General features: G+C 55.6%; 2 protein-coding genes. Both read right to left on the bottom strand.

Going from position 1 to position 17,668, the window contains the following annotated elements:
• Nucleotides 1-4,870 (bottom strand): matrixin family metalloprotease (locus tag RMSM_RS35460; protein ID WP_040771298.1); only part of this gene is annotated, 4,870 nt, incomplete at its 3' end.
• Nucleotides 4,871-5,226: 356 nt separating this feature from the next.
• Nucleotides 5,227-17,655, bottom strand: a complete 12,429-nt coding sequence (locus RMSM_RS35455; protein WP_008709320.1) for a tandem-95 repeat protein — start codon at nucleotides 17,653-17,655, stop codon at nucleotides 5,227-5,229.
• Nucleotides 17,656-17,668: the final 13 nt, after the last annotated feature.

Raw genomic sequence — 17,668 nt, 5'->3', positions numbered from 1 at the left:
TCGTGCCGAACCCGAGTTCAATTCGCGCGCCCTGGTTCTTGATGATCATTCCTGGATCAATCACCAAGCTGGCGTCCAAGCGGCCTTGACGCACGGTCGCGATGCTGATGTCCAATGTCGGTGCCGCAGGGGCAGGGGCAGCCAAGGTATCGGTGTAATCACGCGAGGATTTGTCCAACTCGGCGACCTTCTGGAATGGACCGCCGTTGTAGCTGCGATACAGAATTCGTCCGACGTAATTGCCGGTCGCCGGTGGGATATTGGACAACTTGATTGCACTGCCCGCCGCAACGCTCGCTACCGATTGGGCAAGCGAACCGGGGCTTTCGAATCCATAGGCGTCGATGTAGGTGTAGCTGTACTGATAATCGCCACTCGCCAGCGCGCCGGCACCCGGCTGTTTGGCCAAGCCAATAATTGGGCTCGGCCGGGTCGATTCCTCGAACAATCCACCTGGCGATCCATCGAGCAACAAGTTTTCACCGAGCACGTGGACAATGTCGGTATCATCAAAACGGGCGGGAACGACCAATTGCTCGAGCGAACCGCCGGTCGGTGTATCGATACGAACGAACAGCCCATTGGTCGCATTGTTGGTGATCAAGTTGCCATGGATGCTTGGACCAACTCGGTCGTAGTCGGTCGCAAATCCAGAGCCCGAAATCGATTGTTTCTGGAACCGTGGCTCCGTGAAGGTCGTGACCGCGAAGGTATTCGGATCGGCCGAAATGGCTCGCGCATTTTCCTCGATCACATTGTAGGAAACTTCCGCGCGTGCTTCTGACAAATGGATTGGATCGATCACCCGATTGATCGTCGAAACCTCGCCACCGCCAAACGTGAACTGAGCGTGGTTGATGTAGTTGTCAAAGATGCCTTGTCGCTCTGCATCGCTGCGTCCTTGCAGCCGATCGACATCGTTGCGGATTTCGATCCCACCCCAATTGCCTGAGGCGGGTTCCACGGTCAGTAGCGGATTGCTGTTACTTCCCAACGTGCGGTCGTTATAGCTGGTGAAGTAGACCGGCAAATCAGGTTTGCCCTGAACTTGGATTGAACTTTGACTGCGATCGACGCCGTCGTCATCACTGCCAACCGAAATTCGGCTGTCCAAGAACTTCATCACCACCCCGGCGTCGATCACGAGCTGGATTCCACCAGGCAGAACGAGATTGCGACCATCGTCAAGCGTTTGGCTTAGTGCATCGATGTGACCAATTTCATACGCCACATTGTCAAGCGGTGTGCTGATGTTTGCATCGGCACCGCCATTGGGCAACAACCGCACCACGACATCCTCGGCACCGCCATCGACCAACGCATTGGCGGCGGCAAGCGCGTCGGGAATGTTGTCGAACGGATTCGATTGTGATCCTAATAATCCGCTTCCCGCACCCGATGATTTATTAACATAGACGGTATTGGCGCCGGATGGTTTGAACCAGAAATCATAATTCCCGCCGGCGGTACCGTCGCGATCACCGTCCAATTCGCTGCCGCCTGCATCGGTGATTGCCAAGCCGACATCCGAACTGAAATCGACGCGTAGTTCGTACTTGCCTTCGCTTGCACCGCCCGCCGACGAAACGCCCGAATTGGGGTCGTATGCGTCGTTCCCTTCGGCTGCGACGCCGACAAAGTAGGTTCCCGGTGTGACGGCAAACTCCAAAAACGAATCGCTGCCAAAGTAGTCTTCGTTGCTAGAGATCAACTCGAGATTTCCGCCCACTTGGCGAAATAACGACAATCGAGTGTCCAACATGCTGGAGTCGGAAAGTCGCTGCGCGAACGTTTGTGCCTTCAGCACTCCCGTCTCCGTCACATTGACGCGGTACAAATCGACATCAAGCGATTCTTGTTGATGCAGGTACAACCCGTGGACCAGATCGTTGTCGCCTGGGAATGCCCACTCCGGAACGAACGGACCGGGCCGATCGGAGTCGGGATACTCGTTTTCGGCTCCTTGGATTGTTCCTGGCGGCAAATCGTAAGTATGTCCCAGACCGATTGCGTGGCCGACTTCGTGCAAGGCGGTTTCAAAGAATGATCCGCCAAATCGATTGGATGCCTGATTCTGGAAATCGAGCGAGTCCATCGTGACACGCCCCGGGCCGCCCAGTCCCAACACGCCGCCGACGCCGCTGGTAATCGTTGGATCAGCGGTACTGAGGTCACCGACGATCAAAGCCAAACCGGTCGCTTCCGTCTCGTAAAAGTCGATTCCCAACATCGACTCATATAGTTCGAGCACTTCGCGGAAACGCTCTTCTTGGTCCGCGGTGATATCGGTGAACAACGCCCTGCCGCTACTGCTGGTTCCGTAGGACGTGTTGTGCAAGAACGTGTAGGGAATCGCCGAGATCGAGTTGTCGAAATCACGGTCGCCAGGAAACAGATAATGGTCTTCGACTTCGATATCGCGATGACCAGGCTCTTGAATGCCACCCGCATTATCGACCAACGGTACAATCCCGCTGGCGGTCGTGTTGCGGATTTCTTGCCCCACGACCACGGTCGACCAACTGCCTGTTAACGCCACCGGAATGGTATTCGCATTGGCCGCGGTCAACCCCGGATCGGTTGCGATGGTATTGGCAACCGTATGCTCGGTTACACTGATTGCACTCAAATTGGTGCTGTCACCAATCCGCAATCGCAGCGTACTTCCCCCACTGACATACGTGTCGAGATTGTCGTCGAAGGTCAGCGTGACTTTTCGCTCGGCATCCACCTTGGCCACAGCGGCAACAGGAATCACCACATCGTCTTCGCTCGTAACGGTCCCCTGCGTATTGATCAATTGGTAAAACGCGGGGTTATCGACCGTGGAGCCACCACGGAACAAATCGAGGTCGTCAAAGTAAACATCGATTTGATCAGGGCGTGAAACGCCGTTATCAATCGGCTGCGGAACCACGGCGATGACTTTGCCGCCTAATTCAAGTTCGAATCCAATGACATCTCGCACCTTCGTTGGGTCACCAGGAACCGATTGCGGGTTGGTCGGCAGGAATGAGGCTCCCGCGACACTGGTCAAATCGTTTGTAATCGACAGCTGGTAGAAACCATCGCTTAGGTTTTCTGCAAACCGCAGCGTGACGTTGTGTCCGTCGGCCTCGAGGCCGCGATAGCCAATGGGGACCAATTGCGAATTGGCATCAAAATTACCCGTTTCGCTGTAATAGACTTCGATCGCATCGAGCGTCGTCGAATCGATCGAGTCGATCCCACCAAAGGTCAACAACAATTCGGTCGGCGAGGTTTGACGAACGTTTGCGTTGGGTTGATCCGCAGGATCGAGATCGAACAAATCGCTGCCGTTGGGCGCTACCGCAATCAGTCGAGGATCCGAAATATTGCTGGGACTGACCGTAAGTGAATAGAGCTGCGATTCGGTCACGTCATCGAGCGTCGGTCCATAGACCGAGCGGCCGAACACGCCGATCTTGTAGGTTCCCGCTTCGCTCAATCGCACGCCCGAAATGAATTCCGGCCGTCCCAACAGTCCCGAGTCCACACTTTCGATTAGCGATCCATCGGGTCCGTATAACTCGAATCGCAGATCGCTCAGCTGAGTGGAATCAAACGGTCGAACCGAACCTCCGTCGGGTCCGATATCGTACAGCTGGCCATCGGGGGCAAGGATGACGGTGAGGACGGAATCGGCCGCTGCGTCAAAGCTGTACCAATCGATATCACTGTCTCGGTCCAACGAAACGTTATCCACCCTGAGCGGCGTTGTGCCGACGACACCGATGTCAATCGCATTGGCGGCAACGTCGTTGTCGATGAACCGATCGCCATACAGACTCTGAACCGCGAGAATATCGTCATGCTGCGCCCCACGGAAACGAGTACTGATAATCGGTTCCATCAATTTTGACTGTTCGATGGGCTGAACATGCCCGAGCCCCAACCCATGACCGATCTCGTGCATCAACACGTTGTACAATGCAAGATTGTCGCCGGCCGCTCCATTGGAATTGTTTTGATAGAAGACGTCTGCGGTATCGATGACCATATCGCCCGCGACCCCACCACCCCCTGGGAAATAGTTAAAGGCCAGAACACCAAAGTCACCATCGATCAACGAACCGGCGACACGAAAATCACCACGAACTCCGAGTTCGCCGACGGCGGAACCACCTTGTGCGAGCCCATCATCATTGGGCTCGTAGACAAACTCGACTCCGCTCAGCGCACTCCAACTGTCATACGCCTTTTGAATCAACGGAAACCAAGGACGCTCGGCAACGGTATTGCCGCCACCGCCGTAGATTCCATCAAGAAAGGCGATCAAGTTGCTCGTCGCACCGGGGGTATTGGTACCCGAGGTGGGGGTTCCGTCGGGCACGATGCTCCACGTCAACGTGATCGAATCCCCGATCATGGCACTCGTTCCGCTGGCCGCGGTGCTCCAGCGGGCTCCAGGGACATTGATCCCATTGCTGCTGTGCGAACCACCCAGTCGGTTTTCCCATTCTTCGACCAAGTCGTCGGGCGTGCCCTCAGCAAAGATGGGGTGTGCGTGGGATGAGGTGCTCAGCGAGCTGCCCACAGCAATCTGAGTACCACTTGAATCAAGTACTTGTAGCGAGCTTTCCGAAGCGAACCACTCCCCGGAAGCCGCAGAATCGCCCCCGGCTTGCGACGAGGCCGATGAGTTCGCTGCGAACGAGGCAACCGGATCACAGGTCGCCAGATCACCGGACGTTTGAGCCAAGGACACCAGGGCCTTGGTATCGCTCTGACCCACCATTCCAATTTCAGCAGCCAACAACTCGCGACGCTCAAGCGTCTCGTGATGCAAACGACGTGAAGTGTTTTTCGACAGCGGGGAGGATTTGCGAAAGTTTCGTCGCTGAGTCATGTTCGCCCGAACCTCGAGGGATCGTATTGAAAGGAATATTGGGACAGTCGTGAAAAAAATAAAACTGAAATGCGTGGCGTCTAGCCGGGGTCTACGTCAAGCGGGGTCACGCTTGGACGGCTAAACGGAATCACGACGTGTTTACTAAGGCTCAACCGCGGCGACCACAGGGCGGTCAAAGCGGAATGGGGATGATCGCAAGGCTAGTCTCAAGAGCAAAGCAGAGATAGCGTTTGCGTTCTCAGCTTTCCTCCGATGGGATTTGCCGCCCACTACCACCGTTCTAACCGAATCTCGGGTCAGCAGTGCGGCAACACGGCTGACGATTCGGCCAGCCTGATTTCTTAGAGAGCGACTCACTGCAAATCTCCATCAATAAAGGAATCTTCTAGCAGCGAAGTGATCGCCAAATCGACGCTCGAAGAATCCGACGATGCGGCTGCCGCATCGGAATCCCCGAACTGATCAACAACGTTTTCGACGACCGAGCGGCCAATTTCGAATCCGGCTTGCAAAATCGCGTCGCGTGGATCGACCGACGATGTCACCGATTCGCCCTCGGCCGCCACAGCGACCGCGTTACGAACGGGCAAATTAGCAGCCGATGACGAAGCATACGAGACGGAGGCAGCAAGGTTGGCGTCGGTGGTCATTGCGTTCGATTGCACCGCAAATTCACCTTCGGCAACCGCTTCACCTTGGCCAATTGGTTGGCTGCCGCGAAGTTCCAAGGCGTTGATCACCAACAGTGCGTCAAACGCCGACACGAAACCGTCACCGCTGACGTCAACGTAGTCCGGCGGTGGGCTGCCAATGCTCTCGACCGGCAACGATGACGATGAACCTGTCAACCGTTGATTCAACAGGTTGATGATCCGCAGTGCATCGAGTGCCGAGATGGCTCCGTCCGCATTCACGTCGGTCACCAGCGAAGCGATCGGGTTCTGGTAACGCGATTGGTTCAACGTAAAGGTGACGGTCGCCGTGTTGCTAACGAGTCCCGTCGAATCGACCACGTTGTACGAGAACGTGAACGTGTCACCGACAGTGCCCGAGCTCGCCTTGAACGTAAACGTTCCATCGGCATTGAGCGTGAAATCAGGACTTGTCGGCGTTACCGAATTGAGATCGATCGACAACGAATCGCCATCCGCATCGACGTCATTACCCAACAAACCGTCCGCAGGATTGAGCACCTGCAACTGAGCTCCCACCGGCACGTTGTAACCATCGTTGCTGGCGACCGGAGCGTCTGGGGTCGCGGCGACCGTCAACGTGAACGCATCGCTGATTCGGAAACTGCCGTCGGTCGCGGCAACTTCAAGCTCGACACTGCCCGATTGGTTTGGCTTCAATTGGATTTGCATTTCGCCATTGACGAAATTAACCGATTGAACCAACGCGTTCTGGGCAATTTGGGCCGCGGTCGGATTCGTGATATTGCCAATCCGAGCAACCGAATAGTTCAGCGGCTCACCATCGGGATCGGCAAACACAGTCGACAACGTCGCAGTCACCAATTGGTCTTCGACGCCGCTAAGCGGATTAAACGTGCCCACCAAGGTTGGTGGATCTGGCGTGTCGTTGACCGTCACTGGAATCTGCGTAACCACGGTCGCACCACTGGTATCGACCGCGGTGATGCTTAACGTCGCGTTGCCAAACGCAAACGGAGGAAGTTCCAAGATCAACGTATCGGCCAAGGCACTCGCGTCGACGATGGACGTGTTGGACGACGTAACGGTATAGCTGATCTCGTCATTCTCGGGGTCGCTAAACCACGTCGAAAGATCGAACTGCAACGTTCTCGCGTCGTCTTTGCTTTCGTCAAACGTCAACGAGGTTTCGTTGGGATTTCCATTGATCCCGATGAACTGAGGTGCATCGTTCTGACCGCCCACGTTGATAATCACAAGCGCCGATGATGTGGCTCCTAAACTATCGACGACGGAATAGTTGAACTGGTCAACACCGCTGAACTGGGTTGGCGGGGTATAACGCAAACTTCCATTTTCGAGCACCACGTTGCCACCGCGGAATGTTTGCTGCGGGAAGTCAGCAGTCACCAAGCTAATCGTTTGGCTTTGCGGTGGATTGACTTCATCCACTGGTCCCGCGGCATCATTGTCCAGGATGCCTCGGTTGTCGGTCGAACGCAGCGGAATGATCAACACTTGATCTTCCTGCGCCGTGTAGGTGTCATTGATCAAGCGTGGCGGATCGTTGACCGCATCAAACGAGATCGTGACCACCCCGGGAACCGCTGCGGTCTCCGGCGTTTGTCCCGCTCCGGGAACGTCGGCGACAACGTAGGTGAACGTATCGGCTTGGCTTCCGTTGTAATCCACCGGCGGCGTGTAGATCAAACTTTGTTGGTCGTTCGAGATCGCAATGATCCCACCGAGCGACGACAAGAATGGTCCACGCACGCTACCAACCGATTGGAAAACCAACGGCTGATTCGCCTCGTTCGCCGGGCCTGGGCTGTAGAACGGATCAATCAATTGAGCCTTGGTAAACGTCGTGACCGTGTCCTCGTTGATACGCACCGATGCACCAGGATTCGTGCCAATCAGCACGGGTGGATTGTTCACAGGCGTGACGTTGATGGTCACCAAGATCGGCCGAGCACTGAGCAATTCGCTGGCTGGATTAAGCGGTTTCACGTCGGTCACCCGAGCGCTGAACGTGACTTGCCCGTTGAAATCCTGTGCCGGCACGAACGTGAACGTTCCATCGCTACGGAGATCCAAATCACCGGCTTCAACCCCGCTGACAAACAGCGTTTCCTGGCGAACGTCCGGAGCATAGATTTCAACGTCGTCACCATCCGCATCGACCACGCCCACCAAGATACCGTCGTCGCCCGTATTCGAAGGCGTTACGGATCCGGTGCTGTCGAGAACTTGCAGCGGACGATTCTCTTCGACCGTGTAAGTGCGATTGGCTTGTTGGTCACCCACCGACGGTGCTGACCCAGGTAGCAAACGCAATCGATAATCTTCGACTTCGCCGCTCAGCGCCAAACCGGTTGGCTGCAGTCCACCGGTACGCGACACGCGGAACCGAGCATAGGTATCCGTTGCCGTGACTGGATCGGGTGCATTGGACGGGAACGGAATGTAGAACGTTTGTTCTTCGCCGTTGAGGATCGCTCCACTGATGATCTGGTCACCGACATCGGTGAAATCGCCATCGGCGGCAAAATCGATCCAGGCATCCAATACCCCGGTTCCCGTGACCTTGATCGGCAAAAAGATTGCGACGTCGCCATTGTCATCGAGGATCAGATCCCCGTTTCCATCAACGCGAGTCACGCCGACACTGCGATTAAGAATTCCGTTGGGGTTCAGCTCACTGACAAAGTCGACTCCGTCTTCGTCATTCCCATCGATCGTGACGACAGACCCGTCAACCGACACAGCGGCCGGACGAAGTGGGCTCTCTTGGATCGCATCCTCAATCGCTTCGGCGATCGCCTCAGGCGTGTTCGTCGTCGCTCGAATTGCAAAGTGGTCTTCGTCAAAGCGACCGTTTGTATCGAATTCGAGGGTGACGATATCCACCCCGGTATCGATCGTGATTGTGTCACCGTCACGCGTCGAGGCGTCAACGGAAGCATCTACCGTGACATCGACACGACCATTAACGATGCTCAGCGTAAACAGGCTGCCGGTGGTCGAAGCCGAAATCGTTTCGTTGTCACCAAGGGCCGCAGCACCAGGGATTCCATCGACATCGACGTCCACCTTGGTTCCCAACATGATTTCGTCGCCCACGACGTGGCGAGGTCCATCGTTGGCAAGCGTGGTCGGGTAACGACCCGCGACACCGCTAACCGGATCCGGAGCATCGCCAAAATCGAGTCCCACGGTGGGCATCAAGATGGTGAACTGAGTGGTTTGATCCGCGCGGTTCGGTTCCAACGAATTGCCGACTTCGTCCTTGATGCCAGGCAAGAAGAACGTCGAAATCGGGCCTTGGAAGATTTGCCCGTTCTCGACAAAGAAGGTTCCTCCGCCACGGTCTTCGGCAACGAGACTAGTCAACGCCGGTTCGCCCGGTTGATTGACTCCATTGATGGCTTGTACCAGAGCCGTCTTGATTTGCTCGGCCGTGAAATTGGGTTCGATCGGAATCGCAATCGCTCCGCCCGGAACCCCGATCACATTCAACGTCGGAGCTTGCGTGGCGTCCACGACGGTGCCCGGCAAATCGTCAAGCGAAACCGTTCCCGTTGGTTCGCCGAACATGTCCAAGTCAGCAGTCGCGGTCACTCGCAGTTCCCCGCGGTTGTTATTGATGGCCGCAGCCAAAGAAACCGCAATATCCCCAATCGTGCTGGTCGGTTGGAATGGGATCGCGATGTTTCCAGGAACGACGCCACCACCATTGTTGACCGATTCAAATTCGAACGAAACCGACACGGTGCCTTGACGCAGCGTGAGCACTTCGCCGTCGCTGACAATCCCACGGCGGATCGCGATTTGCGAAACGCCAGGCGAGCCCGAACCGGGGATGGCCGGATCGGCTGGAATCCCGTCCAAATCGACGCGGTCCGCAGCAATTCGTCCTAGCGAGATGCGGCCGTTCAACAAATTCTGGGCCGTAATGCCAGCCGTCGAACCATTGATCGCCGCCACCAAGGTATCGGCCAAAATGTCGACTGTATCAAAGGTGTTGAACGTCACCGGAATCGCGTTGGCAACACTTTGCTGAGTGTTGATCAGGTTGAACTCGAAAACCACATCGTTGCCGAGGTTGTCTCGCAAAATCAGCACGCTGCCGTCTTGGAAACCACCACCGCCAACCAGCGGCAAGTTCAAGAGCAACGGTCCAAACACTTCGATCGTCGAGGCACCGGTGACATCTGGGCTTCCGACAACTTCAAGCGAAGTGCCGGTTACACCGACGCCGAGCCCTTGTTCACCACCGATCGATACTTGGCTGCCGTCGATCACGGTCACCTGATCCGTGTCCAACCCGACGATGCGGTCGACGCCATTCACCTTGGTCGACTTGATCGCCGCGACGATTTGTTCTGCCAATTCACTCGCCGTGGTCAAACGCGTGATGTTCACTGGAATGTTCGGAACCGTCACGCCATCGTCAATCGTGGTGCCGAGTACAGGGCTAGGCTCATCGGTCCGATTGATTTCGATGCTGATCGGATCGGCACCATTGTTTGGCGAGAACGTAATCAAGTCGCCATCGGTCGGTGTACGGCTGAGTCCCACCAACGTCAGTTGGCCAAAGGGAACGTTCGCAGAACCATCGATCGGCAGGTTCAAGTAAACCGAGTCCGCGTCGACACGAGGATTCAATCGCAATGACGAAGCCAGAATCGCTTGCTGAATCGCCACAGCAACTTGGTTCGCAGTCAAATCGTTGGCAATCGCCACTGCCGTGTTCGCAGGGTCGACTAGACCACCGTTGATCTCGAACTCAAACGTGATCGCTTGCGTGCCGTCATTGACGACAAAGGTGTCACCGTCGACGACACCGCCGAATGCGGAACCGACTTCGGGGACGCGTAGGGCAAGCGTTCGCACGTCTTGCAGCAACCCGCTTCCGCTGGTGGTCGCGGTGGTCCCTGGTTCGGCACCAATCACCACGCGGAAAGGATCATTGTTCGGGTCGGTGATCGGATCACCATTAACGTCGTTAAGCGGATCGACCTTGGTTTCCACATTCAACCGGCCCGCAGCTACTTCCGCATCGATGGCGGCTTGGATGTTCAACGCAATCCCATTCAGGAATGTACGCAGCTCGGCCGGATCGGTTGGCGGTCGTTCCGATGGCAATGGAACCACGACGCTGCTAGGCAGCTGGGCTCCGTCGCTATCAAGTTCGAACACAACGACCGGATTGACGCCATCATTAATTTGGAAGATATCTCCGTCACTGATCCCACCGAAATTAGTGCCCACTTGAGGCACGATCAACGAAATCGTTTCCGGCAGCTGCAACTGATAACCGGTTTCGAATTCGAACACGATGTCGCCGCCGTTGGCGTCGGTGATCGTGATCTGGTCCCCGTCAGCTAGACTTCGTCCCTCTGGTGCCGATAGCACCGTACGGTCGCGATTATTTAGTGCAATGCGGTAGGACCGATCGTCCTGCCAAATTCCCGCCAATGGCGTCAACGTGATCAGGTTTTTCGTCACGTCATAGCTAAAGATGTAATCGATGCCTTCTTCGAGCAAACGATCATCTTCGAATAGCGTCACATTCGCACCGCTCGGGCGAAGCCCCTCAATTTCGGGGACGACGACGGTGTTGTCATCGATACCGATACCTGGGAATGGATCCGAGGCATCGCCGTTGTCACGCAATTGGATACGGAATTCTTTGTAAGTGCCTCCGGTCAAATTGATGAAGCTAACCGCGGGATCCGAATCAAGTCCTTCGGCATCGTTGTCGCGGGGGATCTCGGCAATCGCGACAGGGCCGACAAAGTCCGCAAGCTCGTTGGAGCCGCGATCACGGAAGATCGACTCACCAACGGTTCCCGGTGGTTGAAAGAAGGGGTTGTCCGCTCGCAAGATGCCGTTGACATCACGAATCGGTGCCAGCACGTTGCTCTCAGGGATGCCCACCGACGCCTTGAGTGCCTTGAACGTGTCCCGATCGGTCAACGAATTGACTGACGAATCGACCAGCAGCGAGTCTCCGATCGGCAGGAAGTTGTTTCCGGCCGCATACTCGAGCGATGGATCAAAGTTGCCCAACGTGACATTAAAGTCGTCGGTGCCACCGTTCAGATTGCTTGGCTCATTTGGCCCCGTAGTGATGCCAGTCGCATTGGAGATAAACGACATCTGACTGTTGAATGCCGTTTGGTTAGGCTGATCAAATTGGAACACCGAGCCGACGACAACCGTATCCTGAGTCATCGGTTTAGGATGCGAATTCGTCGTACGTCCAAAACCGAGCGAGTTCGTCTCTTCGATGACGACGCTTTCGTGCAGATTGACAAACACGTTGTTCAAAATCGCAGGACTTGATCCGCCCGCGATCATGACCCCCGTTTCGTTGAGCACTTGATCGGTATCACGCCCGGCAACCGGGTCGAGAGTCAAACCAGCCGCCTGCGCTTCGCTACTGAGTTCGATCTTGGCAAGGTTATCGATCACCACGTACAGCTCGGTTGTGCCATTTCCGGGTGTCGACAATCGGTTGTGGCCGTAGCCTGCTTGGAAATCCGTCGCGTTACCAGCCAAAGCATGTGTCATGCGGTTACCAGGCAACTGGTTACGTTCTGGCAATTCATCCAGATCGTTGCTGTTCCAAAGCGTCGCTCCCTTTTCGTTCAAGACGGGAGCCAATCCCGAACTGGATCCCAACGTATCGAGCAGTAGCGGGCCGGGTTGACGCAACGTCAAGTTTTCGACGCCACCATTGTCACCGTCACTGCCGCCCAGTGCCAGAGCGAACGCGTGCTGGATAGGACCATTGACGCCGCCTGGCCCGTTGCCTTGAGAGTGGTTGACCAACAACGGATGATTGTTGATCGCCGTGCTGATCGCACTAATGATGTCAGGCATGTGATCGCCGTCCGCCACCACAACATTGCCGACGCCGCCATTGTTCGAGAACGTGAACGTGACTTGGTTGGTCGCCGCGTTCGGCACGTCTGGAATCTGGGTCACCGTAAACGTGGTTCCGACCAAATCGGCACCGCGAACCCCGCCACCATCGTTGATGGCTCCGTTGTTGATGCTCATCACGAACCCGCGAGCCGTGTAGTTCTCGATCGAGATCGTGTAATCGCCCGTTCCACCGGTACCGAGTTCTCGGCCGGACAAATCCGCAGGATCGAACGATTCGTTGCCCTTGCTGCTGACAGCGATGTAGTACGTTCCCGTCGACAACGCGGTGAAGTCCACAAACGGGTCGCGGTTGTTGACGCCATCGTTAGTCGGATTGGCCACCGTGGAACCAGGGTTCAGATAGCTTGGTGCGGTGGCGTTGTCTATCACGGTCAAACCATTGGCCAACGTCTGCGCCACTCCGCCTGCGTCGAATACTTGTAGTACGGTATCGAGCGCATTGCTGGTATCGATATCGACGATCAAGCGATCGCCAACTTCCATTTCGACTCGGTAGAAGTCGACGTCGCCAGCGGCGCCGATTGGGCCACTGTTGTCGCCGATCGTTCCGGTGTCCGAATAGGCGCCGACATGGCTGCGTCCGATCTTGGTATCAATCGCGGTATCGATCGTGTCGTCAGATTCGCGATCGGCCGATTCAGGGAACAATCCTTCGGTACCGTCGGCACCATAGATGGTGTTATTCACGATCCGTGCGAACGGCTGCATTGGTTCCGCTACCGGCGCCAATGTCGTGGTGATATTTGCCACACGCGGCGTTTCTGCTACCCGTGTCGAAATATAGATATTGCTGACGCCGGTTAGATAGACCGCAGCCGTGGTGAAGTCCATCGGCACACGAGCGTTCGCATTGGCAAATTCGTCATCGGTCAACAAGGATGGACCGACATACGGCGTGACCAATTCCGCAGCATCATTGGTGACCAAAATGCTACCTTGGATTGCCTGCATTATCGCAGTCGCCATTTCGATGGACGTGTAGGCATTAGCACCGGCCCGGCCGTTGTAGGTCAAGTTCGACGCGTGCGTCCGACGATAATAAATTGGCACGTGTCCATCGGCGACGCCGTCACCACCCTGCACGCCGGATCCGCTGGCAGTTGTCGGTGTACCGCCAATGTCTTCGAATTCGAACACAACACGCGTTCCACCCGAGTCGATCGCCATGGTCACGCCGTCGGCAACGTCATCGCCGTCACCGATTTCGATCATCCACGGACGCGTTTCGCCTTCGACTTTGATTCCGGTGTAACCGGCTTGGTCAATCGTGTTGTTGCGAACCACAACCCCTGGCATCAAACCGCCAATCACTTCGTCATTAAGCGTCGGCAGATTTCGAGCCACTCCAGGTTGCGGATTGCCAACCGGCGGTTGCTGCATAAACGGATGCGGCTGAGTGATGATGCCCGGGTTAAACGGATCAAAGTTTCCAAAGCGTGGATCCTGGCGAACGTCTTCAGGATCGGTATCACGCAATCCAGGCTCACTCCAAATTCCGATCGCATGGACGTCGCTGATTGTATTGTTCTGGATCACCAATTGACTTTGACGACGTTCGTAATTGAAGTCCCCAATGCCTTGATTGAAAATCACCGGCAATTCCAAATTACCATCGGCATCCAAATCCAAACGTGTTCCCGCAGGAGGTACTTGGTTGACGTTGTCGACACCGACAAACGACCCTCCGCGTGCTCCGACCAACGCCAAGCGGCCATCGGTCATGCCGTTGGTGTCTTGGCCCGCGGCCGAGGAAGCCTCGACACTGATTCGCGTCTGAGTCCGAATCGCAGTGCGCATTGATTGGGCGACGTCACTCGGGTCATCGCTAGCGGAAAACAGAACCGGCGTGTTGCCAAAGCGAACGGTCCCAGCGGTCGTGGTGAATTCAAACGTCTGGCTGACACTTCCATCGCTGATGATGAACGTGTCACCATCGACAATCTGGTCTCCGGCCGGAGCGACGATCGTGATCGTTTCACTGTGACGATCGTTGGTGTCGAAATCGAGATTGAGTAGGGTGCCCGAGGTGGTTGGCGTGGCGTACTGAGTTCCCGGACGCATCTCTAATTGATACTCGCCCGATTCACCGGAACCAAATCCAGTGAAGCGATCTTCGCCGCTGCGGGCGTTGAAAATGGTTTCGCCACGCTCGGCAAAGCCGACGATAAAGTCATCCAGATACAGACCTTCGCCGGTGCCAATTACCGTGCCTCCGCCATTTGGCGTGTAGGTAAATTCGAACTGAATGTCAGTGTGGCCAGCGAACTGTTCGAGCGAAATACGATTTTGGTACCATGCCGCATCCGAATTCGGTGTCGCATTTGTCGTAACGCCCGCAGGATCGTCGGCACTGAAGATTCGTAGCGAAACGGAGTCGCCCGAGGAGGGGTCAAAATTGTAGGTGTAGTAGAACGTCGGCAAATCTGCGGCGACGTAGCCTGCCAAACTGAACGGTTCGCTCGTGATCGTTCCCGGGTTCGAATTGGTCAAACGGTCATAATGCAGCGCCGTATTGACGCCCGTTCCCAAAGGCAGCACATGGTCTTCGATCGAAACATGCAGCGTATAGGTTTGTGCGTTGTTACTAATCGCATCGTTCGTTAGCGTCGTTCCGCCATTATTGTTGAACGCAAACGTCGTGTTCGTCGGCAACACACCAATGAAGTAGGTGCCCGCGTTGAGGGTCATGTCAATGAACGGGTCCAAGCTGGCCCCGCCATTGTCGCCCGGTGCACTGCCCAATCGCCCATCGTCGGCGCTGGACGTGTTGATACGCCCCGTGCCTGGAACGAACTGCAGCTGGCCTGGGTTTGCCGGATCGAGCCGCAATAGAACAAAGTCGGCATCGACGCTGGTGGGATCAAAATCGAACGTTGGCGTGAGCGGATCGTTATCATCGACTCCTTGGAACGGATTGTAGCCATTGTCCAAATCGATAATCACGCGATGGCCATCGTCATTGAGCGTGAACTGGTAAAAGTCCGCCAAATCGGATTGCAGGTTCCCGGCGATCGAAACGTGAGGAATGTACACCGAGGTGTTTTCCGAAACGCCACCCGAGAATTGGCTGCCAATGAATCGACCGCCAATTTCCGAGTCATCGATCAACGAGAAATCAAGTGCGTCAAGGTCGGCTGCATTCCCTGCGCCGACATTGTTGGGCGCGTCGCCACCGGCAACCACGAATTCTGGAATCCGCGGCGCCCCTGTCGATGTGACCCCATTGGAACCATCAAAGTGGGTCGGTTTACCGTGCCCAGGATTCGATTCAATCTCCTCGACAAAACCACCAGCCGCGATCGTTGCATCCGAGAACAATTGGATCAAATCGGCCTGCGTTGCGGTGCTTGGTGTCGCAAAATTGACGCGATCTTCGACGATTCGATGCACCGAGTTGATCGGCTCGCGACGCACCAAATCGTTGTCGGTCAATTCAAGCGGCAACGTTCCATCGGCAGTAACCGCGACGTAATACGAACCCTCAGGCAACGAAACCGGACCGATAAAGGCATCGCCGTTTCCAATCGAACCACGCAGCAGTTTTTCGAGCGATGAATTTTCGCCATTAGGACTTGTCAAATCGTCCAGAATATTTGCGTCTTCGCCGAACAACACCAAACGTGGCAATTGAATGCCTTGCTCGCCATCCGGGTCATAGAAAACGCTGACCGTGGTGTTGGGACGGTTGAACCCATCGGCATAGTCAATATCGAACACGGTCGATCGCAGCAACGAACCGTCGCCAACGCTGTAGTCGACGTCGAATTGATAGAAATCGACATCAAACGTACTGCTCAGCGATCCGGCGACACTGATCACGCCGTTCTTGTTGCCGACCAAGTTGCCAATGTTCTGAGGGCGTTGGCCAAGCGGTGTGTTGTCGCTGAACAAACCAGGCGACGTATCGATTCGGTCGTTGCTGGCGTTGAAGAAATTGACGCCTTCGTTTTCACCCGCTTCACCGACTAACGGTGACGAACTAGGCAATCCGCGAGTATGGATACCGTTGTTGGCGTAGCGAATGTCGGTATAGCGAACCACGCTTCCTGGGAACTCTTGTTCCTCGGTCAAACGCACTTGGAAACGATAACCACCGTAGGTCAAACCGCCCTGCATGTCGTCGGGATTGACCGACGCACTGCGAATGCGGAAGAAGAACACACTTCGCGCCGATGGGTTGGCGGAATTACCAGGCAGCGTAAAGTGAATGCCGGCGTCGCGTGGATTCGTTGAACCGAAATCTTCATACAAACCGCCCGCACCACGCTCGGTGTACTCTTCAGCTGCGGCTTGCAAGGACGTCGTGCTGCTGGCCAAGCTCGAATCGAGCACGACCACCGATGCATCACCCGAAGTCTCTTCGAACGAGTTGTCGCTTCGCGCCAACACTTGACCATTTTCGTCAAGCAACTCGATCACCGAATCGAGTGTGTAGGTCGTGCGGTCGATGTCGACCCAGATTTCGGTCCCCGGAGTACCGGTAAAGGTATAGGTATCGATATCGGTTTCGCTGCTGAGATAACCTTCGACCTCGAATCCGTGTCGCAGATTTTCGTCACCGGAAAACAGATTCGGAGCCAGTTCGCCGAGCAACTGAGCGTTCTCAATCGCTCCGTTGAGTCCCGGCGCCACTTCGGTTGGCAATTCGAACTCGGTGATCACATCGACGTTACGGTCGTTGCTGTATTGGTCTAGGAAAACGCTTCGCCAATCATTTGACTCGGGTCGTGATTGGATACCATCACCGTTGGTATCGGTGAACTGCGATCCATCAGGCTTAAGTCCTGCACCCACGGTGTCGTCTTGAAGGCTTGTCAAAACGACCGGCGCCCCCGGTTGACCGATGATGTGAATTGCACCGCCAATGCGATCTTCGATGTCACCCACTGAACCGGTGGCGGTAAATCCGGTACCCAGTGTTGCACTGTTGGCCGTCCCCGCACCGGTCAATTTTACAACCAGACTTTCGTCCACGCGGCTTAGCAATCGCAAGCCACCGGAGCTGTGGAAATTCTCGACCGTCAACCCATCAAACAACATGTGAACAATGTCGGTATCGTCCCACACGCTTTCAGTGGTCAACGTACCGCCACGAATTTCCAACCCCGACAATTGACGTAGCGTTGCATTGCTTTCGGTTGCCGTGTCTTCGTAGCGATTGAAACGAATCATCGGACCGTAGTTG

This window comes from Rhodopirellula maiorica SM1, assembly GCF_000346295.1.
GTDB classification, from domain to species: domain Bacteria; phylum Planctomycetota; class Planctomycetia; order Pirellulales; family Pirellulaceae; genus Novipirellula; species Novipirellula maiorica.
Note: the sequence above shows the minus strand (reverse complement) of the source record. Positions and strands in the feature narration are given on the sequence as shown.

Bases quoted from the DNA above. Each gene is read 5' to 3' on its own strand.
- RMSM_RS35455 (WP_008709320.1), bottom strand. From the start codon at position 17,655: ATGATTCGTTTCAATCGCTACGAAGACACGGCAACCGAAAGCAATGCA.